This is a genomic window from Candidatus Limnocylindrales bacterium (assembly GCA_035559535.1).
GTDB lineage: Bacteria > Moduliflexota > Moduliflexia > Moduliflexales > JAUQPW01 > JAUQPW01.
On record DATMBG010000039.1, the window covers coordinates 36,294 to 62,369 of the forward strand.

The window sequence follows — 26,076 nt, forward strand, 5'->3', positions numbered from 1 at the left end:
ACTCAACCTTACACAGGGATAGGAGGGTGAGCATTTGGGTATGAGCTTGCTGAAACGAAGGGTTAAAATTGGCCTCGCACTGGGTGGGGGTGTTGCACGTTCTATTGCCCATGTAGGCATCTTTAAAGTTTTAGAAAGAGAGAAAATTCCCATTGATTGTATGGCCGGTTGTAGTGGCGGAAGTTTAGCGGGTGCTCTCTATGCCTCTGGGGTCAGTGTCGAAGATCTAGAACGTATAGCTTCCACCCTCACCTGGAAACACATCGCCAATCTGGCACTTCCCAATCGGGGTTTTATTTCTAATAAAAGGATGCTCCGATTTTTGGAAAAAAATTGTCCCAAGAGCCGATTTGAAGATTTACGTATTCCCTTCAGTGTAGTGGCTACGGATCTCATGACAGGAGAGGAAGTTATCTTTGATCGAGGTGAACTGTTTCCGGCCATCCAGGCAAGTTGTAGTATTCCGGCCATTTTTAGACCGGTTAAGATCCAGGGTCGTCATTACATCGATGGGGGTTTTGTCAGCCAGATTCCGGTCCGGGCTGTTAGAAAAATGGGAGCCGATCTGGTAATTGCCTGCGATGTCAATTATAACGAGATCCGTAATGGAGAACCTACCAATCTCGTAACCCTTATTTTTCACCTTCTTTCTACCGTATCCCGGAAAAATGCCCTGGAATCCAGACAACAGGCGGATATTGTAATTTCGGTTGACGTCCATGGTATCGGATTATCCGAGCTCCACCGGGGTAAGGAGATTATTGCCCGGGGAGAAGAGGCAACACTCCAAATTCTTCCTATCCTGAAACAGGAAATCAGTAAACGAGAAAGTTTAGTTTCCCATACTTTAAGTAAATTATGTCATCTCTGACAAACACCATAAATCCCTTAGACGGCGAAGAAAGCCGTCTAAACCATGAAGATGTTTTTTCAGGTGACAAAATCGGTATCTGAAACCCTTTTTAGGGTATCAGTAAGTCAGGGGGAGTATTTATTCTTAGGGGATTTAAATTCTCCATGAGGGGGTTAACAAGAAGATTAACCCATTCATGGCGAACGGTATGGGTTTGTGTCGGCGAGATCGCTAATACTTGCTGGAATAACCGGTTTCCTCCTGGTCCTTGTGGCGTTCCTGTTTTGGCCAGTCTGTGTTCCGTTAAGTGAAGAAGATCTTACATCGTTCACCGTACCCATCGAGCAACGAACTGATAAAGATTTCTATCTCACAGTTTTTCAGAGGCGAACAGGTCGGTGGTATCAATGTAAAACCAGACTTTCAAGAAAAATGTTTTTTTGAAGGTATCCGGGGAGCACCTCACAGGCGCTTTGGAAGTGAACAGGCAAAAATAGCGTGTTATTCAAGCCTTCGTCAGGAAATAGCAGGCTCTGTGCGGTAGATTTTCAGAAGGTCGCCTTAATGAATTACCAGAGTAAATTCCCGGTAGGGACGAAACGGCTATTAACGAACGAACTAACGATCCTCAAGGAGCTCAGGCTTTAATACACCAATAAAAGGAAGATTGCGATACCTCTGTTTATAATCCAATCCATAACCCACAACAAATTTATCCGGAATTTCAAAACCTTGATACGCAATAGGAAGTTTTACGATTCTTCGAAATGGCTTATCTAAAAGGGTACAGATTTTTAAACTGGCCGGTTTTCTGGCCTCCAGATTGTTGAGGAGATACCTTAAAGTCAGACCGGTATCGATAATATCTTCAACGATAAGAATCTCGCGTCCGGTGATCGTTTCATCCAAATCTTTTAATATACGAACCACTCCGGAGGTTTTTTGAGAATCTCCATAGCTGGAAATGGCCATGAAATCCAGGGAGATATGAATAGAGATGGCCCGGGCCAAATCAGCCAGAAAAAACACCGCGCCTTTTAAAATACTTATCAGGATAGGTTCTTTATCCCGGTAATCCCGGGAAATGGCTTCGCCCAGTTCTTTAACACGACGTTGAATTTGATCTGTAGATACAAGAATTTCTTGAATATCGTTGGATAGCATAAGAGAAATTTCCTCTAAAAAAGTTAAAAAATTTTTATTATATCTTGACAAATTAAACAAAAAATCCTAGTATATGGGTAGAAGGCTCCGAGAGGTAGGAAGGTTGATCTAGCTGACCTAAAGAAGTGGCAACTTCGATGAAGTTACCGCAAATTGAAACCTGTAAAGGGAGTAAAGGTTGCGGTAATGGAGAAAAGCCCACAGGAGTTCTTCCTCTTCAGGAAGGCTAGGTAGACTGGAGGATCACTTGGGGCCTTCCTCTTTTTTTACCCCTCGACTCAATCCATATTTATAAAAGAGCTGTTGGTAGTCCTTTTCATAAAAAATCTTAATGTTGATATGGGGATATAACTCTCGAAGTTTCCTGATTTTTCGATTCTTTCGGGTAACCAGTTGTTGCTTCATGGTGGTTAATTCAATATAAAGATCCAGATCGGGTAAATAAAAATCCGGAGTAAAGGCTGTAACCACGTTTCCTTGCTCATCCCACGACAGAGGGAAGGTTTTGGGTTCATACTCCCATCGAATTTGATAAAAATCCAAAAGCCTTGCAAATTCCTCTTCACTGGGATTTGCAAAAACCGTTTTACGATGGGAAGGTTTTTTTCCGGTTAGAAATTTAGCCAGATGTAATTTGCTGTTAAATCTTAATTTTTCCAATTCCTCCGAGGTTTCCTTCTTTTTAAATCTAATTTCCTTCAGCTCGGTAGCTTGAAGGATCAATTTAACTGCACTTTCCTGCGTCCAGCTATCTGTATTGAGGATTAAATCATAGAATTTGAAGTCCATCCAATCCTCTCCGTACAGGTATCGGATATATTCCCGACGGTGACGATCACTTTCTTCCAGTAGAGAAGCCGCCCTGGCTTCATCCACATTAAGTCTTTCACAAAGCCGTTTTATTCGACTTTCCCAGGATGCCAGGATTTTGATATGAAGGGCACTGGAAAAGCCTTTGAAGAGAAAAGTTCCACCCCGACCCAGAACGATGATGTCCCTTTCCAGGGCCATGTCTGCAATAATAGTTCGAACCAAATCTATATACAGTCTTCTCTGATCGTCAGCCTTCTGAATTCCTTCCGGAATTTTTTCATCGATCTCATCCAGATGGAGGCCGGGAACTTCGTAACTCCGGAATTGCTCGCGGAGAAACCCTTGATCAATCAAAGTAAAGCCTAACTCTTTGGCTAACCGATTGGCAATATCTTCCCCACCACTGGCCAGTAATCGAGAAATAGTGATAATGGCCATAAGGAAAAAGCAACCTCTATAGAGATGCGAGGCGACACCGATAGAAAGTAGCCTATATGATCGGGTATCTTCGCATCGTTAACTTATTCTTCGATGTATTTTTGAAAAATTATAACGGCTAAAATAAAACTTATGGCTGCTGAAGAGAAAAGTTCCAGAATATATTGACTTTCCACTCTCCCCTGCAGAAGGGCCTGCCGTGCACCCTCGAAAATCGCCGTTGTAGGGAGCAATTTAATCAAGGGGAGGACCTCCGGCGGAAAAGAAGAGAGGGGAAAAAATAAGCCTGCCAGGAAGACCAGAGGAGTTATTACCACCCCTTGGATTTTATTGAGATCCTCTGGTCGGTCCATCACGGTTCCACACATGGTCCCCACGCAAGAAAAGATCATAGAACCCAGGAAAACAAACAGGAGATAGAACAGGAGATGGGAGACAGCAAGGGAAGAATCCTTAAACTCCCCGAAGGCAGATTCTGAGCCTGTAGAGGTTTGGAAATTTATCAGGAACAATAAAATGATGGCAACCACCATTCCTTTGATGGCACCCAGGAGAAAACCGGAAAGAATTTTGCCAATCACGATCTCGTAAACGGAGATGGGATTTACCCGGTATTCGTTAATAGTCTTCTGGACAATTCGATGGAACCATAAACTCCAGGCCCCATGGTCAAAGGCACTGGTTACGGCTGTCATGGAGACCAACCCGGGCACCATAAACGTCATATAGGGAACGCCTTCTATATCGGACAGGTACCCCTGTAACCCAAACCCAAAGGCCAGGAAGAAAGTCAGGGGTGAAACAATGGTCGGTAAAAGATCCGACGAAATATTTCGCCAACTTACAATAAAATCTCGTTCGCAAATAGGAAAAATACCGCGCAACTCCATGATTCCTTCAGTCTCGAATACTTCTCCCTGTTAGATGAATAAAGACATCCTCCAGGGTAGGTTCAAGACGACGGATTCCTCTAATGTATTTAATCTCAATACGTTCTATCAGGGACTTTAAATACTTTTTGTCTTTCAAATTAATCCGAATAGAGCCATTTTCTTCATAGGAATTGTCACTGAGGGAGTATAAAAACTCTCGTTGGGAAGCATCTGGCTTGAAGTCCGGCTCAAACTCCACTTCATAGAGGTCTGATCCTTTTAAAGTTTCTTTGATGGAGGTACTGGTTCCGTCTATCAGGGCTTTGCCATGATCTAAAATTACGATCCGATCGCAGAGTTGATCCGCTTCCTCCATATAATGGGTGGTTAGAAAAATGGTTGTTTTTTCCTTTAAAGATTGAATATACTCCCACACAGCCCGTCTGGATTGGGGATCAAGTCCGGTGGTAGGTTCGTCTAGAAAAAGCACGGCCGGAGAATGTATCAGGGCCCTTGCAATGACCAGACGCCTTTGCATACCACCGGAAAATTTGTCCGGGTAGTCGTTTCTCCGATGGAAAAGGCCCATCATGTTGAGTAGATAATCGACTCTTTCGTTATATTCGGATCGGGACATCCCTTGCATTTTGGCATGGAGGGTCAGGTTCTCTCGGGCTGTTAAGTAGCGATCTAAGTTGTTTTCTTGGGGAACCACCCCGATGATCCTTCTAATTTTAATCGAATCTTTTTTAATATCATACCCATGAATATAAGCTTCTCCCGAAGTTGGGGTCGTGATGGTCGTAAGTATTTTCACAAGGGTAGTTTTTCCGGCTCCATTGGGTCCTAACAGTCCAAAAACAGTTCCTTCTTCGATATTCAGGGAAATTCCATCGACTGCGACGATATTCTTATAAACTTTTCGTATATTTTTAAGGATGATGGCCATGATCTTATACCCATTTGGATGGAATAAATTGTATCTTATCCATTCCCTCTGAAGAGGTTGTATCCTGGGGAGGAGCGATTCTGCATGGCCCTTACCCAGGCGGCCCTTCCCTTCTCTCTCCACCTGCGGGGAGGAAAGGAAGGAGCTATTCTTACTTTACACCCCATTTCAATACCAGCTTATTATACCTGTTACTTTTACCGGGTATTATACACGTTCATACCTCTTTACGTTGTGTCTTTCAATTAAAGTGAGGTCCGCTAGACTGGCTTGGTTCGTTCTATTGCACGAAAACTCAACACAAGGGTGATACCAGCGGTTAATAGAAGGAGCACAGGAATCTGTTTTGGCTCTCCAACCGCCATATGAACCTCTTCAGGAGGGGTTATTTGAGCAAGAAACAAGATAATAGAATTATTGGTTGTATGGGCCAGCATAGCGGTCAAAATGCTTCCGGTCTTTAAAACAAGATAACCAAAGAGGATACCCAATAGGGAGGTGGGAATAAATCGATAAATATCTAAATGAATAATTCCAAAAAGGATCCCGGTTAGGATTACGGCTGTTTCTCTGTGAAAACCTTTCAAGAAGCCACTCAGAATAAATCCTCGAAAAAGCATTTCTTCACAAATTCCCGGAAGAACTGCCAGAAGAAGAACACCCCAAATTAAAGATAAACCCTTAAAGTTTAGCAGAAATTCCTCCAAAAACCTTGCATACTCTGGAGGAGTAGGGATAAACTTTTCCTGAAGAATGGCGAATTGGGCTATAAGTATAAAGGCTGCTCCTGTCATTAAAACGGTTATACAGGCCGTCTTAAAATTTATAGGGGTCAGTCGAAAGGTTTTTCTGAAATTAAGCCGTAAACTTTTTGCATAGACCAGAGTCGGAAGGAAGATATAGAGAATCTCGGTGAGTATCAGACCGATCTGGCGATGCCAGATTTGAAGTAAACTTCCGATCATAGCAACAAAAATCAAACAAAAAGCAAACAGGTAAAAAGCCTGTTTAGGTCCTGGAAGTTCGGCCTGGTGTAAGATTTCAGAATAAGATGTAGGCGTATAAAGGGGATCCTGATTTTCAGGGGGCAAATTCGTCTGATTCATCGGTATTATTTTATCAATTGGAACGATAAATTTGAAACCCACTCCTACCAACAAAGTTTATAATACAACAGTACGGCTTTTTTACCCGTACGTCAAGGAGAGGCTTTTACAAAGCGGTTTCTCTATTTTTCACATATTTCTTGCGTACGATCCCGGATGTTCTATCTTTAAGGTAGGAATCGAGTGATAGGCTGTTTTTAAACTGGCTTTAAATTTAAAGGGCTGAATTTCATCTATATTTTTGAATCTCCAGGGAGGAGGGTTACCTTGGCTCATTACTGGCTTTTAAAAACAGAACCTGATGAGTATTCTTACGACGATCTCGAGAAGGACGGAAAAACTATCTGGGATGGGGTTTCCAACAATCTTGCCCTAAAGTATCTGCGACAGATTCGCCAGGGGGATCTAGCTTTTATATACCATACCGGAAATGAGAAGGCTTTGGTAGGGATTGCCGAGATTATTTCCGACCCTTATCCAGATCCATCCCGACAGAACCAGAAACTTGTGGTGGTCGACGTAAAACCCAGGGAACGGTTACCCCGGTCAGTATCCTTGGTGGAGATAAAAAACCGGCCTGAGTTTGCAGATTTTGAACTGGTTAAACTGCCGCGTCTTTCGGTAATGCCGGTGACCGAAGTTCAGTGGAAGCAACTTTTGTCTTTGGCGGGAGGAGTAGGATCATGAGTATAAAATGGAGAACCCTGGGATCCAGAATTGCCTATGAGAATCCCTGGTATCGTATTCGAGAAGATAGGGTTATCCGACCCGACGGGACCGAAGGGGTATATGGGGTCTTGGAGAGAGGAGCGGCGGTTCTTATGATTCCCCGGAAGGATAGCGGTGAAATTTATTTTCTCAAGGAGTATCGCTACCCCATTCAGCAGTATTCTTTTCATCTTCCAGCCGGTACAGCCGATCCGGGAGAAAGACCGGAGATAGCGGCTCGTCGGGAACTGGAAGAGGAAACGGGAATCACGGGGAGGGTCTGGACTCCTCTGGGTCGGTTTTACGTAGCTCCTGGTTATAGCAGTCAAATAGGATACGTTTACCTGGTTGAAAACCTGGTGGTAGGAAACAGTCATCCCGAAGGGGGAGAAGATATACAGATCGAGCTTTTTACCTTATCCGAGATTCGGAGAATGATTCAGGAAGAGATGATCTTAGATCAGCTCACCATTACGGCTATATATAAATTGGAGCTGTTCTTGCAGAGTAACAGGCAGCAGACGGTGGGCACGTAATACCCATCGGGTATCAAAACCCGAAGTAGGGGCAGGTTTCAAACCTGTCCCTATGTAGAAACCCCGTAATTATCCGAAGATGTGTAGACGGGTGAGATTTAGGGATTTGTTTTCTGCACTGCCGTTATCTTCCAGATTACGCCTGTTTGAGGGATAGGGTTTATCCCCTGTTCGGTAATTTGAAGTACACCAAAATCCACAATGTACATGGCTCCATCGGGTCCGAATTTGACATCTATAGGTCGCTCTAAACCTCCTTCTCTGTTACTTCTAGAGGCGGGTTTAAAGGTTGCATTGGAGACAAAAGGCATCATCTCTTCCGATTTAAAATCCACCCGAATCACGCTATATCCTGCATGGGGATATTCCTCTTCTTCCAGGTGTCTTTGTTTACCCTGATCTTCTGGATGTCCTTGGGAAGGTTCTTGCAGGTTTTGTTCATCCCGATGATCCTGGCTTTCTGGATTGGCCGGATGGCCTTGACCACCCTGGATTCCTTGACCACCTGAATACGATGGTTTGGCCTGATGCTCCTGTTTGTGCCGATTGGTACTCTGGGTAAAGGGCAACATATCCCCGAATAGTGCAACAAACATGTCCCCTGCGAATTTACTAAAAGGTCCGGTTGCCGGCGCAAAGTCGAATTGATCGGCTGAGGAATGCAAAGGAAAGACGGCGACTAAGTTCTTATCCCTTTGAGGACTTTGAAGCCCACTGGCCGAATGGTCGATGAGAAAGGTGGGAATTTTACCTGCTTCGCCAAACCTGGGATCGGTAATCGGTAGGAGGGTGCTGCTGAAGTCCGGCCATCCGTACCATTTTCCTTCTTCTACTTTAAGAAGTACGTCGGGATCATTATTTATCGGACGGCTTCCTCGGAAATCAAAGCCGTTTTGAGTAGCGTAAAGCTGGCCTTTTGCGTCGAATCCAATGGCAAATGGATTTCGAAATCCCCAGGCATAAACTTCCAGACCACTCCCATCTGCGTTAGCCCGATAGATGGCCCCATTACACTTTAGTTGCCCTGGAATGCGGGTGGCTCCAGCCTGACCAAAGGGTTGAAAAGCTCCGGTCGTTACTTTATCGTAAGGACTCTTTGTCAGGGGGTTCCTGCTGGTAAACTTTTGGCCCGTCAAAACAATATCTTTACAGGGAATATCGTGAGCCTGAGGATGTTTAGAAAGCCACATCCTTTGAGCATTGTCGGGTCCAACCACGCCCGAATTGGTCACGGTACCCTGTCCGAAGTACATCCGTCCTTGCCTGTCAAAAACGACTTTGCTGGTGTGATGATCCCCCTGACTGGGGAGACCTGCAATAAGCGTTTCACCCTGCCCATCCAACGTTATCCGAGAAATAACCCCAAGATCGTTTTTATCTCGATGAGATAAATAAAGATAACCCTGGTGGTAAGTAATCCCGAGTAAGGTATTATCCAGATCGATTCCCGTAATTTTGATTTCCTCTTTAGAGCCGTCCGGGTTAATTTTTAATACCTTAGGTTTGGCCACCGGGAAGGCTCCAGACTCAGCTACGTAAATTTGTCCCTGATCATCAAAGGTGATTCCTGTAGGAAACGTCAATTTATCGGTCAGAATACCTGCTTCAAATCCCATGGAGACTTTAACCAGGTCAGATTTTCTAATCTTCCCATTTTTCTTCTCTATCACCTGCTCTTTTCCTTTTTTATCGTCTTTCTTTTCTTCTGCAGCCATCCTCCCATAGAAAATCATACAGATCAGGGTGATACAGAGAGAAAAAATCCAGAAAGATAGACGCTTCATTTTCTTAAAACCTCCTGTGTAAGGGATGGAATAGAGATGGCACTTCCTCCTTAGAATCTCAAAGTTGTTTTAGATAATACCGGGCCATCCTTCCCTCTTGCCGCATTAATGGAAATAGGTAATCGGTAAGTAGTTTTGATCGCAAATTTTGTACCCTTTAGATAAGGTGAAAATTCAGGTGAGGATCTCCGGACTTAGAAAGGGAAAAGGGTAGAATTTAACCCTTAAGTTTCCATTCATTTTTTGAGGTTTCCATCTGAGTAACGGAAAGTAAGTTACAGGTTAAGCCCCTTGTTTTCCTAGCTGGATAAAATCCTCCCGAATAGAGGCTACTTCCGAAGAAGTAAGAAAAACCTCCCGGAGTTCCCTGTTACTGATCTGGTCTGCCAGGGTGGTGATAGTATTAAGGGCCAGTTGATAAGTGGCAGAGGCGGAATTTGTATCATGGCGTTGGATATAAGCCCGACCCAGTAATCGGGCAATGCGCCAAATGAGAGTTGGGGAAGCCATCTCTTGAGCCAGGGTTAAGGCTTCTTGAAGTTCACGGAAACTTTCTTTTATCTGTCCATTTGCCAGAAGGATCTCTCCCTGGAGTCCTTTGGCTTCAGTCACATACTTACGAGAACCCGTATCTATAGCCAGTTTAAGACCTTGATTCAGGAGTTTTAAGGCTTTCTCAGGTTCTTGCTTCATCTTCCACAATTGACCCAATCCTACTAAAAGTCGGATTTTCCACCGCCAGCGATGGGAGCCGAAGGCTTCGCGTTCTACCCGATCCAGCGTTTCTTCCATTAAAGTACGAGCCCGATCGAGTTGTTCAAGACGGATATAATCCATTCCCAGGTTAATAAGGGAGCTGATTTCGGCATTGGAAACTTTGGCGGTACGCCCCAGCTCATAGCCCATCTGATCGTACTCAACTGCCCTGGCGACGTCTCCCAGTTCGCTGTAGAACCAACCCAGGCTATTGGTCAGGCGAGCAATTATGAACTTGTTATTTCGTTCCTTGGCTTTTTTCATTCCCTCGTTTAGACACTCCAGGGCGAGATCCCACTCCGCTAATCCGGCATGGGCCAGGCACTGAAAGGAGAGGGCTGCAAGTTCTTGAAAACCGTCATGGACTTCCTGGGCGATACGTTCCCCTTCCTGGCAGAGTTCAATAGCCCGTCTAAATTCCCCTCGCCATTGGGCGTGGGCACCCATCCAAACCAGATTACCCGGCATAATCCCTTTATAACCTTTATTTCGGGCGATGGCGAGGGATCTTTCGAACTTTTTGTCTCCTTCATAAAGCCGCCCCCGGGCCTGGTCGACAAGGGCGAGGGAGGTGAGGCCTCGGGCTAGAATCAAGTCATCTCCGGTCTCCTGAGCGATTTCCTGGGCCTCCCGGGCGTACTGTTGGACAAGACCCAGATCCGCTTCTGAGAATCGGAGCCAGTGGGCTTGGGCCAAATGGCAAAGAGCTTCTCCTTCCCGATGTCGGTCCCCCAGGTGTCGAGTCTGCTCCAGCATGGCTTCAAAATCCGCCACAGCCGATTCGTAATTCGTCAAAAGGATATAAACCTGCCCCCGGTTCTCATATAAGTTAATGAGCCGATCGTTTGACGGTGGGAGAGTTAATCGGTTTGCGACTTCCAGGGCCAAGGTATAAAAATGGATGGCTTCTCGATTGGCGAAGATGACCTTGGCTTTACCTCCGGATTTAATGGCATAATGAAAGACTTTCTCCCAGACTTCCCCTTGGGAGAAATGATGAACTAACTCTTCATAATGCTCTTCCAGACGGTCTTGATATAATTCCTCGATGGCGTATCCTACCGCTCGATGGAGTTCCTTCCGCCGCTTGACTAAGAGACTGTTATAAGCCACATCTTGAATTACGGCATGTTTGAAAACATAGGCCGGCTCGGTGAGGAATCCCTGTTCATAGATGATTTCCAGGGCTTTCAATTCCGACAGAAGCCCTTCCAGCTGACTGGTAAGTCCGGAAATCCGTTCCAGGAGACGTACCAGAAACTGCCGACCGATCACCGAAGCATGCTGTACGATACGTTTCCCATCCTCCCCCAGGCGGTCTAAGCGGGCCATGATGATCCCCTGGATGGTATCCGGTACGCTCACCTCTGTAATTCCCTTCACCATGCGATAACTTCCATTCTCCCGTTTTAGGATACCCAAATCCAGAAGGGTTTTAGTCACTTCTTCAACGAAGAGGGGAACTCCCTCTGTCTTTTCCATGAGGGCTGCCCTGACCTCTTCCGGGAACTGTTGAGTCCCAAGGACATGTCCGGCTATGGCCAGTACCTCCGCCTCTGACAGATTATGAAGTGTTAAGGTGGTATGAAAACTCCGGCTTCCGAACGGTGGGGTATATCCAACCCGATAGGTCAGGATGAGCATCAGGGGGATCCCTGCCACCGAATCCATGAGGAAACTTAGATATTCTTCGGTGCTGGTATCGATCCAGTGAAGATCTTCGAAAACCAGGACGATGGGGCGGAAGCTAGTCCCTCGGAGGATGAGGGCCCGCAGGGCATCGAATATTTTCTTCCGGCGCGTTAAGGGATCCATAGACCGGATAGCCGAATCGCCCGGGTCTACCGAAAGTAGATATCGAATATAGGGAATATGCGTTTCCAGCTCTTTCAGGCGACGCATGCCCTGTTCTACTTTAGCAATGACTTCAGGTTCACCATCCCCCTCTTCAATACCAAAGTTCTCTCGAAGCTGATCCATCAGGGGAAGGAACGGGATGGATTGTCCAAAGGAAATACATCGTCCTTCCAGCCATGTGACCTGCTCACCCTGTTTAACCAGTTTTTGGCGAAGTTCAAAGATAAGACGAGATTTACCGATGCCGGCCTCTCCGGCAATAAAGACGACTTGACCTTGTCCTCCTTTTACCTGCTGGAATCGATCCTCAAGGGTTGCCAACTCCAAATCCCGCCCGGTGAGGGGAGTCACTCCGTGCTCTGCAACCACTGCAAAATGAGTCCGCCGCCTTCGCGCCCGAATAACCTCAAAAACCCTTACCGGAGTTGTATGCCCCTTTACTTGAACCTCGCCTAGATCCAAGGTTTCGAAAAAGCTCGAGACCAGCTTGTAGGTTACCTCGCTGATAAATACGCCTCCGGGGCGTGCCATCTGCTGGAGTCGTGCTGCGAGATTCGTCGTATCCCCCACCGCCGTGTAGTCCATACGAAGATCATCCCCAATCTTTCCTACAACTACAATCCCTGTGTTCAATCCGATCCGCATTTGCAGTCCAAATCCACGCTGTACTTGAAGTTCTTGGGAAAAGTCCTGGATAGACCGTTGGATGCTCAGTGCCGCATGTACTGCTCGACGTGGACTATCCTCATGGGCAATAGGGGCACCGAATAACGCCATGACGCCGTCTCCAGTGTATTGGTTAATCGTTCCTTCGAAGCGATGAACTTCGGCTGTGATGAACTCAAAGCAATGATCTATAATCTCATGAACAACCTCAGGATCCAACTTCTCGGCAAGGGCCGTAAAACCGGCTATGTCTGCAAAGAGGACTGTAACCTGGCGGCGCTCCCCTTCTAGAGCCGAACGCGCCGTAAGGATTTTATTGGCCAGATGTTGGGGAGTGTAATTCTTGATTTTTACTTCCCGAAGGTGAGAAATGGGGTCCTTCTCGGTAGAAACCTTCTCTTTCCGTGGCTCCGGACTTTCCAGTGGAGTTCCACATTGTCCACAAAACTTAAACGCAGGTGGATTCTCAGCGCCACATTGCGGACAAAAAAATCCCAACCTGGCTCCACACCCCCCACAGAATTTCATGGTAGGAGGGTTATCAAATTGACACTGTAAACATTTCATGATCCCTCTTAAACACTTATCGGATATTCTCTATCCCTTTATTCTATCCCATATGAAAAGTCAAGTTAATTTTCTCCTTTTGAAATGTTCCCCCCAGGAGTCCCTATTCCCCTTGACAACTCTCCTCTGGATAGTGTAAGTTCGTGGTATAAGATTTTCTATACAAATTTTAGGCCCACTTTTTTTATATCTTATCTTGGCATAGGCATTCTAATTTTAGTTTTATCATTTGGAGGTAAACTGTGCAGGCAGAGGGATGGAATGAAATTTTTAAGAAGCTTCTTGAAAATAGAATTGTCTCCGACAAGATAGCCACACTTCAGAGTAAAAAGGAGACCGATGAACCAGAATTTGCGATCATCGATCTGTCCGAATCAGATTTTCCAGATTTGTATAAATTCATCCAGGACAAAAGAGATTTGGTTCTTTCCATTTCCTACACTAAGACGGAGGTGAAAAATCCCCGGATTCTTTACAGGCTGGTGGAGAGAAAAAAAGGAAAACCATCACAACCCTATTACTTTCCGGCGTTTGATTATTCTAAAGAACCTCCTGCCGGGCTTTTAAATGTTTTGACCAGTTCGCAGGATAGATTACTGGATCAGATAGAAAAGCAAATCATAGAATTTATGGGGTTAGCTCTTACCGAACTTCACCTGCCTCCCACTAACAGTTATATCCGAAGATTCGAGCATCAACTGGCTTCAAAATTTGGCTTGCAGAGTTCTTCAGAAGGGGAGGGTCGGAATCGACATGTGGTTATTCGTAAGAATCCCTGAATAAAGACCCGGAGACCTTTCTCGGATCTCCGGGTCTTTATACCCTTCTCTCTTCCTGGTTCCGGCTTTTATCTCTCTTCAATATTTTCAGGACTTTCCTCTAAAGTTACCTTAACGGTTAGTTTTTCATTACCCCGCATAACAACTACAGGAATCGTTTCCCCTACCTTATGCTGCCGGATCGTACGAATTAAATCTTCTACACCGGATATTTTCTGTCCGGCCACCTCCAGGATAATATCCCCCCCGATAGGAAGCCTCATGTTACCTACTATAACCACCCGACTGGCTCCTTTAAGTCCTGCTTTATCGGCCGGGCTGTCTCGGGATACCCGACTGATCATAATCCCTTCTTGAACCGGGAGCTCCAGGGCTTCAGCCAGTTCAGGGGTTAAGGCGAATCCAGCCACAATGCCCATCCAGGGTCGCACCACCCGCTGATTCATAATTAGTTGGGCTGCGACTTCCTTGGCCGTATTAATGGGAATAGCAAATCCTATTCCCATGGCTCCTCCACTGGTAGAAAAAATAGCCGTATTAATTCCAATTACTTCCCCTCTGGCGTTAATCAAAGGACCTCCACTGTTTCCTGGATTGATGGAGGCATCGGTCTGGATCATTCGATGTATTTCGGAATCTTGGGAGAGGCGGAGTTGTCGGTTTAAAGCACTGATAATCCCGGAAGTTACCGTATGTTCCAATCCAAAGGGATTACCGATGGCAATAACCCGCTCTCCTACCCGAAGTTTGTCGGAATCTCCGATTACTGCAACTCTGGGCACCTCAGATTCCGGTATCTTGATTACGGCTATGTCCGTGCTGGGATCCCTTCCAACTAACGTGGCCTTAAATTTCTTTCCTCCGATCAGTGTAACTTCCAAAAGCTTAGCATCGGCTACAACATGATTATTCGTGAGAATATATCCCCTTCGGTCTATGATAAATCCGGAACCCTGCCCCCGTTGGGGGATTATTTCCTGCCAGAAGAAATTGACTTCAAGGGTGGTAGCTATAATGTTCACAACCGAAGGGGATACCAACTCGTACACCCGGGTAATAATTTCGGTGGCCGGATCCTCGATCTTTTCCAGAGGTACTCCGGATTCTTGGGTATTCTGCCGGGTCCCCTCCTGGGGAGTTTTTTTCATAAAATCTAAGTCCGATAAAGGCGGAGCTTTCGAACTTTTCCTTTCTTGAATGCGTTTCCATTCTCCGGATTGTAAGAACCAGACAAGTAAAAGGATCATTATGAGGCTAAGAAGGACTTTCCAACTTTTCATCATATTTTTTCCAACTAAACTTAAAGCGGCAATGAAATAATAAAGAATCTATGCTTACAGCAGGGTTTTTCAGCTCCATGGGGAGCATCTGTGGATAGCCGGGTAATTATAAACAGGTGATTCCTACAGGATTTTAACCCTTCATTTAATATTCCTACGACCCTCCCTGCCATTCCAATAGGTAAATGGTATTATTTACCCCCTATGGAACCTGAAAGTAGAATAACCAGGTAATCTAACATTATCAAGTTAAAAAATATTATAATTTTTTGCAGTTTAGGGTAAATGATCCTATTTTCCTTTATGAATGGGAAGGGATAAAATAAAATAGCTTAAAAGATTTTTTCCCCCTTGCCAAAAAAACCCACCTTACTTATATTAATAGTTCGCGCTTCTCTTTATCGTTGCTTTTATGAAAGCAGAAGGAAGATCGAAAAGGTTATAAATCCTTAGGAAAGGAGGAAATAGGATACCTACGTCCTTAAAAAAATAATTATGAAACCTTCAAATATGCATAATTTTGCGGCAGGGATTTCCACGGATAAAAGCTTGAAGCTTTATCTCCAGGAAATCGGGAAAATCCCCACCACAACCCGGGAGGAGGAGCGAGAACTGGCCGAGAGGATTCAAAAGGGGGATCAGAAAGCTCTGAATCGATTAATAGAGGGGAATTTAAAATTTGTGGTAAAAGTAGCTCAGGGTTATCAGGGGTGTGGTTTGTCCCTGACCGATTTAATCAATGAAGGAAATTTAGGGTTAATTGAGGCCGCTAAACGATTTGACCCTTCGAAAAATGTTAAGTTTATCTCTTACGCAGTATGGTGGATTCGGCAGTCTATTTTGCGGGCTTTATCCGAACAAGGCCGTACAATTCGATTACCCTTAAAGCAAGGGGGACTTTTGGTGAAAGTCGGTAAGGTTTATAGCGAGCTTTCTCAGGAAAAGGGTGGGCAAGAGCCAACTCCGAAGGAAATTGCGGATAAGATGGACATCTCAGAAGATGAAGTTCGGGCCATCCTGGAATTTTCAAAGAAGCCTTTATCTCTAGATGCCCCGACCCTCGAGGATGAGAATATCACCCTCATGAATTTTGTAACCAATAAGAATAATCTGGCTCCCGATGAAGTTGTTATTAACCAAACCTTCATTGAAGAGCTTCGGGGACTCCTGGACGAATTAGATCCCAGAGAAGCAAAGATCCTCCGCTTACGTTATGGAATTGATGGCGAAGGGCCTCTAACCTTAGAGGAAATTGGGGAGCGGTTACATCTCAGTCGAGAGAGAGTTCGGCAACTGGAAAAGCGGGCCAAATCTAGATTAAAAAAACGGGCCGACGCTAAAAGTTTAGAGGATTATCTGAACTAAGCAAATAAGGGTTATTCTTAAACAAGTTTAAAATTTCTATTACAGGGATGAGGATAGGAACGTGAAAATTAGAGAGATCCGTCAAGCGTATCATCATCTTCATCGATATCAGGAGATCCTGGGAGTTCTGGTTAAGTATGGCCTGGCCGAATGGGTTAATCGGCTCCATTTAGATTTTGCGCAAGCTATTCTGGCCCGGCGAGTTAATCCGGACATCGCGAAATTACCCTTTGAAGTAAAGGTCCGTATGGCTCTTACAGAATTAGGGCCTACCTTTATTAAACTCGGGCAAATTCTCAGTGTTCGGCCTGACTTAGTTGGGGTGGCTCAATCCGATGAACTGACCCTGCTTCAGGATCAGGTACCTCCCGATCCCATGGAATCGGTTCGGCGGGTTGTAGAAAGCGAACTAAAACAACCGATCCAGGATCTCTTCCAATATTTTGATGAGATTCCTTTGGCGTCCGCTTCCATCAGTCAGGTTCATAGAGCTCTTTTGAAGTCGGGTGAAGAAGTCGTCGTAAAGGTACAACGAGAGAATATTCAAGAAAAAATCCAGGTAGATCTTGAAATTCTTTCAGATTTGGCAGATTTAGTCGAAAAATATATAGAAGAAAGTCGCCCCTATAGACCCCGGGCAACGGTCGATGAATTCCGACGGACCCTACTTCGAGAACTGGATTTTCAAAGAGAAGCTCGATACCTGGAGTTATTCGCCCAGGACTTTGCCGATGACCCAACCGTTCATATTCCCGCTGTTTTTCCAGAGTATACCACCAGCCGGGTACTGACGATGGAATTTCTTTCCGGAGTTAAACTTTCCGACAGGGAAGCCCTGGAAAAAATGGGAATAGATCTGTCCCAGCTCGCGCTCCGGGGTGTTGACATTTTTCTGCGAATGATCTTTACCAAAGGCCTTTATCATGCAGACCCTCATCCTGGGAATATTTTAATTCTCGAAGGGGGAGTGATCGGTTTAATTGATTTCGGCATGATCGGTCGTCTGGACGATGAACTGCGAGAAGATGTGGAAGACCTTTTGATGGCCGTAGCCACCGGAAGTGGGAATCGGCTGGTCTCTGTTATTACCAAAATAGGTTCTCCTCCCCCTCACCTCAATAAAGCCGCTCTTCAAGCCGATGTCCTGGATTTTATCACCTACTATGGGAATTTACCCCTCAACAAGGTTAACCTGGGTCAGGCACTCCGTGAGATGACGGAAGTCATTCGCCGTCATCAAATCCTGCTTCCGGCCAGTCTGGCCATGCTCTTAAAAACCTTAATTGTCATGGAGGGAACGGGACGTTTATTAAATCCCCAATTTGATCTTCTGACGGTTATCCGACCTTACCAGCAGCGTATGCTCTCCCGATACCTCTCCCCCCGACGCCAGTTTCAAAAAATGCAACGCCTCTATTGGGACCTGGAGCGGGTAGTCCAGGCTGTTCCACCTGGCATGGTCGAGGTTATTCAAAAACTCCGAACCGGAGAATTTGACCTCAACTTAAACCATCGAGGCCTGGAACGGCTTGTAAACCGCCTGGTATTTGGAGTTATTACCGCAGCCCTCTTTTTGGGTTCCGCTCTTATGATGAGTTTCCAGGTTCCTCCCCTGATCTGGGGTATCTCCATACTCGGCTGGATCGCCTATATTCTCTCCCTCCTGTTCGGAATCCGACTGCTCTGGGCCATTCATGTCTCAGGACGACTGTAAACTCCGCCAGCCCCTGGGTGATCGTACTTTTGCCTTGTCTCTGTTGCCCCTGTGAATCATCCCCTATAGGGGATTTATATAACCCTACGCAGGCGGAAGGAGAGCAAAGGGTATACCTGGGAAGTTACAACGGAAGAAAGGGATCAACAGGCAAATTCGGGTGGGGAATCAATACCCTTTGGCACCGCTCCAAAAATTCTTTTAAGGAAGGGTTTCCATTTGAGGGGAGGGGGCCTATCTTAAACCTAAATAGTCATGAGATGAGAAGTAATCCATGAGGGAACAGGGGTTATCCTTACAGCAACTCACCGGAAGACTGGTCAGCCCTAGGAAAGCAATGGACCTTATTCGAAAAGAATAAGCTGAATTCAGGGGTAAGAAACATCCCCTGGTTTCGAGATTATCCCTATGCACTGTGAAAGTTGTGGATTTGAAAATCCCCCCACGATGAATTTCTGTGGAGAGTGCGGCACAAAGCTGAGACTTTCGTGTCCCCAGTGCGGCGCTGAGAATCCCCCAGGGTTCAAATTCTGTGGCCAGTGTGGGGCAGGTCTGGCAATAGGGGCAACCCGCCAGGTCGCCCCTACAACCGATACAGGTCAGGTCCCTCTGCACCCAGAACCCCAGATCCAGCGTTACACCCCGAAACACCTGGCTGAGAAGATCCTCCAGTCCAGGTCTGCCCTGGAAGGAGAACGTAAGCAGATCACCATCCTCTTCGCCGACATCAAAGGCTCCATGGAACTGCTGGCGGGACTCGATCCCGAAGAGGCTCGAAGGCTTCTGGACCCGGTCCTACACGCCATGATGGAGGCAGTTCACCGGTACGAGGGAACGGTGAACCAGGTTCTGGGGGATGGGATCATGGCCCTGTTTGGGGCTCCCCTCGCCCATGAGGATCATGCAGTCCGGGCCTGCTATGCAGCTCTGACTATGCAAGAAGCCATCCGCCGCTATACCGAAGAAGTCCGTTACCAGCACGGGATCGAGGTGCAGATCCGGGTGGGTCTCAACAGCGGTGAAGTGGTGGTGCGGACCATCGGCAACGACCTCCACATGGACTACTCGGCCATCGGTCAAACGACCCATCTGGCAGCCCGCATGGAGCAACTGGCCACTCCTGGAACGATCCGGCTGACGATGAATACCCTTCGGCTGGCCGAGGATTTTATTCAAGTCAAATCCCTGGGTCTGGTTCTTGTCAAGGGACTCCAGGACCCTGTAGAGGTGTTCGAGCTGGTGGGTGCAGGTCCTGTCCGAAGACGTCTGCAAGCGTCTTTAGCTCGGGGTTTCACCCGCTTCGTGGGACGACAGCAGGAGCTGGAGACCCTCCGACAGGCTCTGGAGCAGGCAGGTAGAGGTCAAGGTCAGGTGGTGGCTTTGGTGGGAGAACCCGGTATCGGCAAGTCCCGCCTGTTCTATGAGTTTACCCGTTCCCATCGAACCAAAGGCTGGCTGTGGTTGGAAAGCAGCTCGGTCTCCTATGGGAAAGCCACGGCTTACCTGCCGGTGATTGACCTCCTGAAGGCTTATTTTCAGATTGAGGACCGGGACGATGTCCGAAGGATCCGAGAGAAAGTTATGGGTAAGATCCTGGCCCTGGATGAAGCGTTGAGACCGACCTTACCAGCCTTGCTGTCGCTGCTGGGAGTGCCGATGGAGGATACCTCCTGGAAGCAACTGGATCCTCCCCAACGTCGTCAGCGGACCTTAGAGGCTATCAAACGCCTTCTTTTGAGGGAAAGCCAGATACAGCCTCTGTTGCTGGTCTTTGAGGATCTGCACTGGATCGATACCGAGACCCAAGCCTTCCTGGATAGCTTGATAGAGGGCCTGCCGACGGCTCGGATTTTGTTGTTGGTCAACTATCGTCCCGAGTATCAGCATGGTTGGGGGAGCAAGACCTATTGTACCCAACTCCGCCTGGATCCCTTACCTTCTGAGAGCGTCGAAGAACTTCTCCAGGCTCTACTGGGAAACGATGCCAGTCTGCAACCCCTCCGACCATCCTTGATGGAGCGGACCGAGGGGAACCCCTTCTTCCTGGAGGAGAGTATTCGAACGTTGGTAGAGACCCAGGCTTTGGTGGGGGAGAGAGGGGCCTATCGGCTGGTGAAGGCGCTTCCAACCCTTCAGATGCCGGGGACCGTCCAGGCGATGCTGGCCGCCCGGATTGATCGGTTACCCCCTGAGGAGAAGCATCTCCTCCAGTGTGCGGCTGTGATTGGCAAGGATGTAGAATTCTGGCTTCTTCAAGCCATTGCGGAGCTACCGGAGGAAGCGCTGCGTCGGGGTCTCCTGCACCTCCAAACCGCCGAGTTCCTCTACGAGACCAGTCTCTTCCCGGATCTGGAATACACGTTCAAGCATGCCTTGACCCACGAAGTGGCCTATGGAAGTTTGCTGCAAGAACGACGGCGGATACTTCATAACCAGATCTTGAGGGCCCTGGAAACGCGGTCATCCGATCGGCTGGATGAGAACGTGGAACGACTGGCGTATCATGCACAACGGGGCGAGGTTTGGGATAAAGCCTTGATCTACTTCCGTCAGGCGGGGTCCAAAGCGGCTGCCCGCTCAGCCAACCGGGAGGCAGTATCCTGCTTCGAGCAGGCATTGGTTGCTCTCCAGCATCTGCCAGAGAGTCGTGACATGCTCGAACAAGCCATCGACCTCCGGTTCGACCTTCGGAACGCGCTTTTTCCACTTGGAAAATATGAACAGATTCTCAACTTCCTTCGCGAGGCGGAAACTCTTGCTAAAACTTTGGATGATCAGAGAAGGTTGGGTTGGGTCTCTAGCTACATGACCCACTATTTTTGGTGGAGGGGTAAGCTGGATCAAGCTGCCGAATCCGGCCAACGCGCCCTCGCAATTGCTACAACCTTTCAGGATTTTGGACTCCAGGTTGCAACGAACCTCTTCCTGGGGCAAGTCTACTATAACTTAGGTAACTATCCCCAGGCGATGGAATTTCTCAGGAAGAATGTGGAGTCCCTCCAAGGAGATCTGATCTATGAGCGCTTTAACGTGGCTACCCTGCCTTTTGTTGTCTCCCGTCACTGGCTAATCCGCTGCCTTGCTGAGGTTGGAGAGTTCACCGAAGGAAGGATTCGGGCCGAAGAAGCCTTTCAGGTTGCTGAAGCAGCCAATGATTCATTGGGTCTTTTCGCCGCATATTACGGGACCGGTTTTCTTTACCTCCACAAAGGAGAGTTTCAAAAGGCTATTTCTCTATTTGAACGGGGCCTTGCGTTCAGCCAGACCTGGAATATCTCGTTCTTCTTACATTACATCAATTCGGCCCTGGGCTATACGTATGTACTTTCTGGACGTGTTGCGGAAGCGATTCCTCTTCTAGAGCGGGCTGTGGAGCAGATGGTTTCTATGAAAACAATGGGTGGCTTGTCGCTCCTGGTTGGCTGGCTGAGTGAATCCTATCTATTGGTAGGCCGAAGAAGCCTTGCCCTGGAGCTTGCCCTGCACGCCCTTGACCTCTCTCGTAACCACAAAGAACGTGGACATGAGGCCTGGGCTCTCCGACTCCTGGGTGAGATCCACGCCCATCAGGCTCCTCCCCATGTCGAAGAAGCTGAAGATTATTATCGTCAGGCTTTTGGGCTGGCTGAGGAGCTGGGGATGCGTCCGCTCGTGGCTCATGTTCACTTTGGCCTTGGGAGTCTCCATCACAAGGTAGGAAGATCGGAGGAAGCACGAGCTGAACTGTCCCAGACTATCGAGTTGTTCCGTTCTATGGAGATGACATTCTGGTTGAACCGGGCCGAGGCTATATTTGTGGGAAGTTAGTTCTTAACTTCATGGGAAAGCAACTTACTTTTATGGACCGACTCTACAGTCTGATAGACAGGCTTTTCGATAAGTTAGAAAAAATCTGGGAAAGCATCTATACCCAGCGGATAGTCACCGATTTACTGGTTCTTGCCTTTGTAATTGGATTAATCGTTATTGAACTGAATCGAAAGGGAGTACTTCCAGAAACTCTCAGCGAGTGGGTCCCCCGCAACCATTTCTACGCAGTAGGTTTGGCCTTTACCTTACTTCTGTTCCTGGAAGCCATTGGGTTGGTCTTTGCACTTGCTCATTCCGTGGCTGACTCTCTGGGTAAGCAATTTCAGGTGCTCTCTTTGATTCTTTTACGTAAACCTTTCAAAGAGTTTATATACTTCGACGAACCTATCACCTGGACCCAGGTCTCCAGTCCTGTACTTCATATTCTTGCCGATGCGAGCGGTGCATTACTTATCTTTGTTGCCCTGGGGTTCTACTATCATGTGCAACAGCATCGTCCCATCACCAAGGATACCCTGGAGCAGTTTAGATTTACGGCAGCTAAGAAGTTAGTGTCTCTACTCTTATTAACCCTTTTTGTAATGATTGGAGTAAATCATCTTCGGAGTTACCTGGTTCAAGGATCTATCAACAGTTTTTTCGATACCTTTTATACTCTCCTTATCTTTAGTGACGTATTGATTGTATTGATTTCGCTACGGTATAGTTCGACCTATAAGGTCGTCTTTCGCAATTCCGGTTTTGCTTTAGTTACGGTGGTGATTCGGCTGGCCTTAACCGCTCCGCCTTATATTGATGTAGGCCTTGGGCTATGTGCAGCCATTTTGGCCTTGGGATTTACGCTGGCATATAATGCCTTTGAGCCTGTGGTACGGGAACGCATTGAAAAAGACTAAAGAACTTTGTCAGGTAGGATAAAAAGGGAGGGGAATCCTTGGGATCAAGGATTTTTAATTCTTTTCAAAATCAAACGGGACGTTTAACCTACTAATCGGAGTTTCCCTCTGAAAGCCATCTAAGAATTCTAAAGTGCAAGGCCGCACTATTAAGATCTTCCATTTCACAAAATACTTTCATAAACTCGCGGCCTTCTATAAGGTAGCACAGATCCTTAAAAAATAACGCAATAATAACCCCTTTACAGGTTTCTGGATCGATGGATTTATTTTTTAAGTATCGGACCAGAGTCGGATAGATTTTATCACGCAAATACTCCCAGGATTTATCCACGGGCAAAACAACTTCATAAAAAAGAACTTTATCCCCGGACTCTTCCTGGGTTTTAGATAATTCTTCCAAAGTTTGGTTGTAAGCGATACCCGGTATGATTTTAAAGGCTTTTGAGAATAAAAGCTCACGAAAATCGGCCACAGTTGGAACCTCCTCAAGTAAGATTTCTCCTCGTCAAGCCGGTGGTAAAGCTCGAAGGGAAGCCGGCATTTTAAAGCGGAGTAAAGCTCCGATCCTTCCCAGTTGTTTTAAAATAGGATTATTTGGGATATGTTCCACTTCTCCCCGTTGGCGGTAGACTTCTTCAATAGCTTCATCTACCACATCGGGGACCTCTTCAAGGGGTCCTTGACAAATCGGGCAGGATTTTTCTTCCACCGTGGTTAAAAGTCCACAATTCCGGCACTCTAAGCCGGGAGCCGAAAAATCTTCCTCTACCAACAGGGTATGGATATTTCCTACATAAAGGGCTTTTAAGGTATCGTGTAACCCGGAGACCCCAAAGCCTCCCGTAGCCACTTCTTCCATAAGTCGGGTTACCAGTTGCACTTCCTGCTTCTGTTCCACATCTCTTTCGATCTGAAGGATTTGAGTCTTAATTTCCTGGATGGGGGTTTCCACATCCAGATCCAGCCGGGCGACCAATCTTTTTATGAGGAAGCTATGTAAACATCTTTCAAATTCCGGGAGGATATCGCTTCGTCCTCCAATAACAAGATAGTCGAAGCGCTTCTCTTTGAAGAAATCAAAGACCCGATCGGCAACCTGTTTAAGATGCCGATAAACATGGTATTCAATATGACGCTCGATGCGTTTTTCTTCCAGACCGTACCACCCGGCTATCCGAACTTTTCCCGGAACCTCCTCATCAAAGACTTTAAAATGCTCTAGAATTTCGCCTAAATACACCTCAAAGATTCTGGCTTTATCGCGACTGACCAGGACTAAACAATAGCGATGATATTCATCCAGGAGAACGGTTAGAGGGCGTATGTAGGGATCATTTCCAACCACGAGAACATTCTTAACAGGTCGGGGAAGCCGATATACTTGCCAGAAATCCTTTCCACTACAGGAGAAAATAGCCAGACCTCTGGTATTATTTCGTTTAAACTCTTCTCCTACAAAACGCTCGATTTTTTCAAAATCTTCTTCCAGGGATTTCATGACCCCATGGGGTAGGTGTTCTGCTTCCAGCTCCAGCCGCCGTTCTTTAATTAAATTTTTAGTGATTGTTTCATAATCCCGGGGGGTATATTTACTTCCATCTACATTCAGATAAAAGCTACAGGTCTTATAGGTTTCTCCCTTAAAATTTAAAAGTTTCTCTATATCTGCCGAAGAAATCATCAACTTCTCCTTACCTCCTTGTTGGTATCCTGGGATAGTCCGTTAAAGAAATCAGATTTCTTTGTTATTCTCGATTTTCTAAAGCTTGCTGAATCAATTTTTCCACCCGCTCTGAATAACCTTCCGGAAGGTCTACTTCTTCTAAAGTTGTAAAGAACTCTTCCGCCAGATTTAAAAGGGTCAGACGCTCTTCACAATTTGGGCACTCTTTAATATGTTCGGCAATATCTTGAAGCAGGTCGGGGTGGAGTCCCTTATCCATATATTCTGAGAGGTAATTTATCACCAACTGACATTCCATAAACTTCCTTCACCTCCGTATCGGATTCTTCTAAGAAAAGAAGCCTTACACGAGTTCTGTTTCTTCCAACTTTGCTTGTAAGAATTCCCGTGCAGATTGAATTTCTTTTCGTACCTCATCAACGGATTTTCTCCTCACCCAGGCCACTTCTTCCAGGCTGAAGCCTTCCACGCTGTAAAGTATAAAAGATTCCCGCCAGCCTTTGGGGAGTTGACTCAAGGTTTGATGAATATATTTTTGAATTTCTTGACGGGTTACGATCTCTTCAGGAGTCGGCATCTTATCATCCGGTACGAGATCTTCCAGTTTTAGAGTTTCATCCGGTTGCCAGAAATCCAGTATTTCACTTCCCAGGGTAGAGACGGCCTCTGTAGGCTCCGGTTCTGGAATTTCGGTTTCAACAGGAACTCTGGCCTCTCGCTCTGCTTTAATTTTCTCAACTTCCCGTTCCAAAATATCCAGGGCAATCCGATATAACCAGCGATCCAGGGGAAAGGAATCCGGCTTCTGATCAAAGTTTCTTACTGCAAACAGAACAGTCTCATCTACTACGTCGGTAATCGTCAGATCATAGGGTTCTATATCTTCTATGAGTTGATGGTAGATGATCTCCCTTCGGACAAAATTATAGAGTTTCTTAAGTTGAGGAAGGATCAGGTCGGTAAGTGCCTTAGCTTCATAGGTCTTTTCATAAGGAGCCATTCCCGAAACAAGTTCTTGAACTTGGAATTTAGCCCGCTTTCGCTTATAGGCATCTTCCATTCGGAGCTTACTTTTAACATCTTCCAGTTGCTTGAGGAGCTCTCCACAGACTTCTTTCAAAACATGCCGAAGGTTCTTACCTTGCTCCTCGGCATGGAGTTGTCGTTTGGGAAGGGAAAGGGTGAAAAGAGCTGCATACTCCTCTTTTCTTGGGTGTTTCTCCAGGGTTACATGTAGAAATACTTGATCTTCCGGGAACTTTAAGGTTCGCCGTTCTATTCTTTTAATCTGTCTTTCCAGATAGTTCTTAATCGAAAACGCCGGCTCCAGATTCTTGTAGAAAACTTCGTGTCGCAACAGACTCACCTCCGACACTCAATCCAACAGGATGAGAAGGGGATACTGGATTTGGAGGGAAACTGCCTTCCTTTCAGGGTTTTTTTCTTGACTTTGGGTTGTATTTGTGGGCTCTGGTC

Annotated in this window: 20 protein-coding genes; 8 read left to right on the forward strand and 12 right to left on the reverse strand. The window is 46.4% G+C overall.

The window, feature by feature from the left end:
- Positions 1–40: 40 nt before the first annotated feature.
- Positions 41–871 (forward strand): patatin-like phospholipase family protein, encoded by an 831-nt coding sequence (locus VNM22_13995; GenBank protein HWP48271.1) that lies wholly within the window; start codon positions 41–43, stop codon positions 869–871.
- Between the two features lie 600 nt (positions 872–1,471).
- Here the strand turns inward: VNM22_13995 and hpt are convergent.
- From hpt to VNM22_14020, 5 genes are all read right to left on the reverse strand, one after another.
- Positions 1,472–2,017, reverse strand: coding sequence for a hypoxanthine phosphoribosyltransferase (hpt, locus tag VNM22_14000; GenBank protein HWP48272.1), 546 nt, complete (start codon positions 2,015–2,017; stop codon positions 1,472–1,474).
- 243 nt (positions 2,018–2,260) lie between these two features.
- Positions 2,261–3,268: a cytidylate kinase family protein gene (locus tag VNM22_14005; protein HWP48273.1), complete on the reverse strand. Its 1,008-nt coding sequence runs from the start codon at positions 3,266–3,268 to the stop codon at positions 2,261–2,263.
- Between the two features lie 83 nt (positions 3,269–3,351).
- A complete protein-coding gene (locus VNM22_14010) occupies positions 3,352–4,158 on the reverse strand; it encodes an ABC transporter permease (protein ID HWP48274.1) in 807 nt (268 codons plus the stop codon).
- 7 nt (positions 4,159–4,165) lie between these two features.
- Positions 4,166–5,089: an ATP-binding cassette domain-containing protein gene (locus VNM22_14015; GenBank protein HWP48275.1), complete on the reverse strand. Its 924-nt coding sequence runs from the start codon at positions 5,087–5,089 to the stop codon at positions 4,166–4,168.
- A 260-nt stretch (positions 5,090–5,349) separates the two neighbouring features.
- Positions 5,350–6,195, reverse strand: a complete 846-nt coding sequence (locus tag VNM22_14020) for a type II CAAX endopeptidase family protein (protein ID HWP48276.1) — start codon at positions 6,193–6,195, stop codon at positions 5,350–5,352.
- A gap of 267 nt (positions 6,196–6,462) precedes the next feature.
- Here VNM22_14020 and VNM22_14025 point away from each other — a divergent pair, with 267 nt between their 5' ends.
- Positions 6,463–6,882 (forward strand): EVE domain-containing protein, encoded by a 420-nt coding sequence (locus VNM22_14025; protein HWP48277.1) that lies wholly within the window; start codon positions 6,463–6,465, stop codon positions 6,880–6,882.
- Positions 6,879–7,439: an NUDIX hydrolase gene (locus VNM22_14030; GenBank protein HWP48278.1), complete on the forward strand. Its 561-nt coding sequence runs from the start codon at positions 6,879–6,881 to the stop codon at positions 7,437–7,439. The genes VNM22_14025 and VNM22_14030 overlap by 4 nt, the downstream gene beginning before the upstream one ends.
- Positions 7,440–7,537: 98 nt before the next feature.
- Here the strand turns inward: VNM22_14030 and VNM22_14035 are convergent, their stop codons facing one another.
- Positions 7,538–9,223, reverse strand: coding sequence for a hypothetical protein (locus tag VNM22_14035; GenBank protein ID HWP48279.1), 1,686 nt, complete (start codon positions 9,221–9,223; stop codon positions 7,538–7,540).
- Between the two features lie 282 nt (positions 9,224–9,505).
- Positions 9,506–13,069 carry an adenylate/guanylate cyclase domain-containing protein gene (locus VNM22_14040; GenBank protein HWP48280.1) on the reverse strand — a complete coding sequence of 1,188 codons (3,564 nt, stop codon included), beginning with the start codon at positions 13,067–13,069 and terminating at the stop codon, positions 9,506–9,508.
- 242 nt (positions 13,070–13,311) lie between these two features.
- On the opposite strand from VNM22_14040, the gene VNM22_14045 reads away from it, so the two are divergent.
- Positions 13,312–13,848 (forward strand): R3H domain-containing nucleic acid-binding protein, encoded by a 537-nt coding sequence (locus tag VNM22_14045; protein ID HWP48281.1) that lies wholly within the window; start codon positions 13,312–13,314, stop codon positions 13,846–13,848.
- 68 nt (positions 13,849–13,916) lie between these two features.
- On the opposite strand, the gene VNM22_14050 is transcribed toward VNM22_14045, so the two are convergent.
- On the reverse strand, positions 13,917–14,996 hold the full coding sequence (locus VNM22_14050; protein ID HWP48282.1) for a trypsin-like peptidase domain-containing protein: 1,080 nt from the start codon (positions 14,994–14,996) through the stop codon (positions 13,917–13,919).
- 627 nt (positions 14,997–15,623) lie between these two features.
- Here VNM22_14050 and VNM22_14055 point away from each other — a divergent pair.
- The 4 genes from VNM22_14055 (at position 15,624) to VNM22_14070 (ending at position 22,913) form a co-directional block, all read left to right on the forward strand.
- Positions 15,624–16,493: an RNA polymerase sigma factor RpoD/SigA gene (locus tag VNM22_14055; protein ID HWP48283.1), complete on the forward strand. Its 870-nt coding sequence runs from the start codon at positions 15,624–15,626 to the stop codon at positions 16,491–16,493.
- Between the two features lie 61 nt (positions 16,494–16,554).
- Complete coding sequence (locus VNM22_14060; GenBank protein HWP48284.1) at positions 16,555–18,207, forward strand: AarF/UbiB family protein; 1,653 nt, start codon at positions 16,555–16,557, stop codon at positions 18,205–18,207.
- A gap of 408 nt (positions 18,208–18,615) precedes the next feature.
- Positions 18,616–22,014, forward strand: coding sequence for an adenylate/guanylate cyclase domain-containing protein (locus tag VNM22_14065; GenBank protein HWP48285.1), 3,399 nt, complete (start codon positions 18,616–18,618; stop codon positions 22,012–22,014).
- An 11-nt stretch (positions 22,015–22,025) separates the two neighbouring features.
- Complete coding sequence (locus VNM22_14070; GenBank protein HWP48286.1) at positions 22,026–22,913, forward strand: hypothetical protein; 888 nt, start codon at positions 22,026–22,028, stop codon at positions 22,911–22,913.
- 91 nt (positions 22,914–23,004) lie between these two features.
- On the opposite strand, the gene VNM22_14075 is transcribed toward VNM22_14070, so the two are convergent.
- The 4 genes from VNM22_14075 to VNM22_14090 form a co-directional block, all read right to left on the reverse strand.
- Positions 23,005–23,388, reverse strand: a complete 384-nt coding sequence (locus VNM22_14075) for an STAUR_1299 family protein (protein ID HWP48287.1) — start codon at positions 23,386–23,388, stop codon at positions 23,005–23,007.
- 33 nt (positions 23,389–23,421) lie between these two features.
- Positions 23,422–24,597, reverse strand: coding sequence for a hypothetical protein (locus tag VNM22_14080; GenBank protein ID HWP48288.1), 1,176 nt, complete (start codon positions 24,595–24,597; stop codon positions 23,422–23,424).
- 64 nt (positions 24,598–24,661) lie between these two features.
- A complete protein-coding gene (locus VNM22_14085; GenBank protein HWP48289.1) occupies positions 24,662–24,898 on the reverse strand; it encodes a zf-HC2 domain-containing protein in 237 nt (78 codons plus the stop codon).
- 45 nt (positions 24,899–24,943) lie between these two features.
- The gene (locus VNM22_14090) at positions 24,944–25,957 is read right to left on the reverse strand and encodes a sigma-70 family RNA polymerase sigma factor (protein HWP48290.1); all 1,014 of its coding nucleotides are present in this window, start codon (positions 25,955–25,957) and stop codon (positions 24,944–24,946) included.
- Between the last annotated feature and the right edge of the window lie 119 nt (positions 25,958–26,076).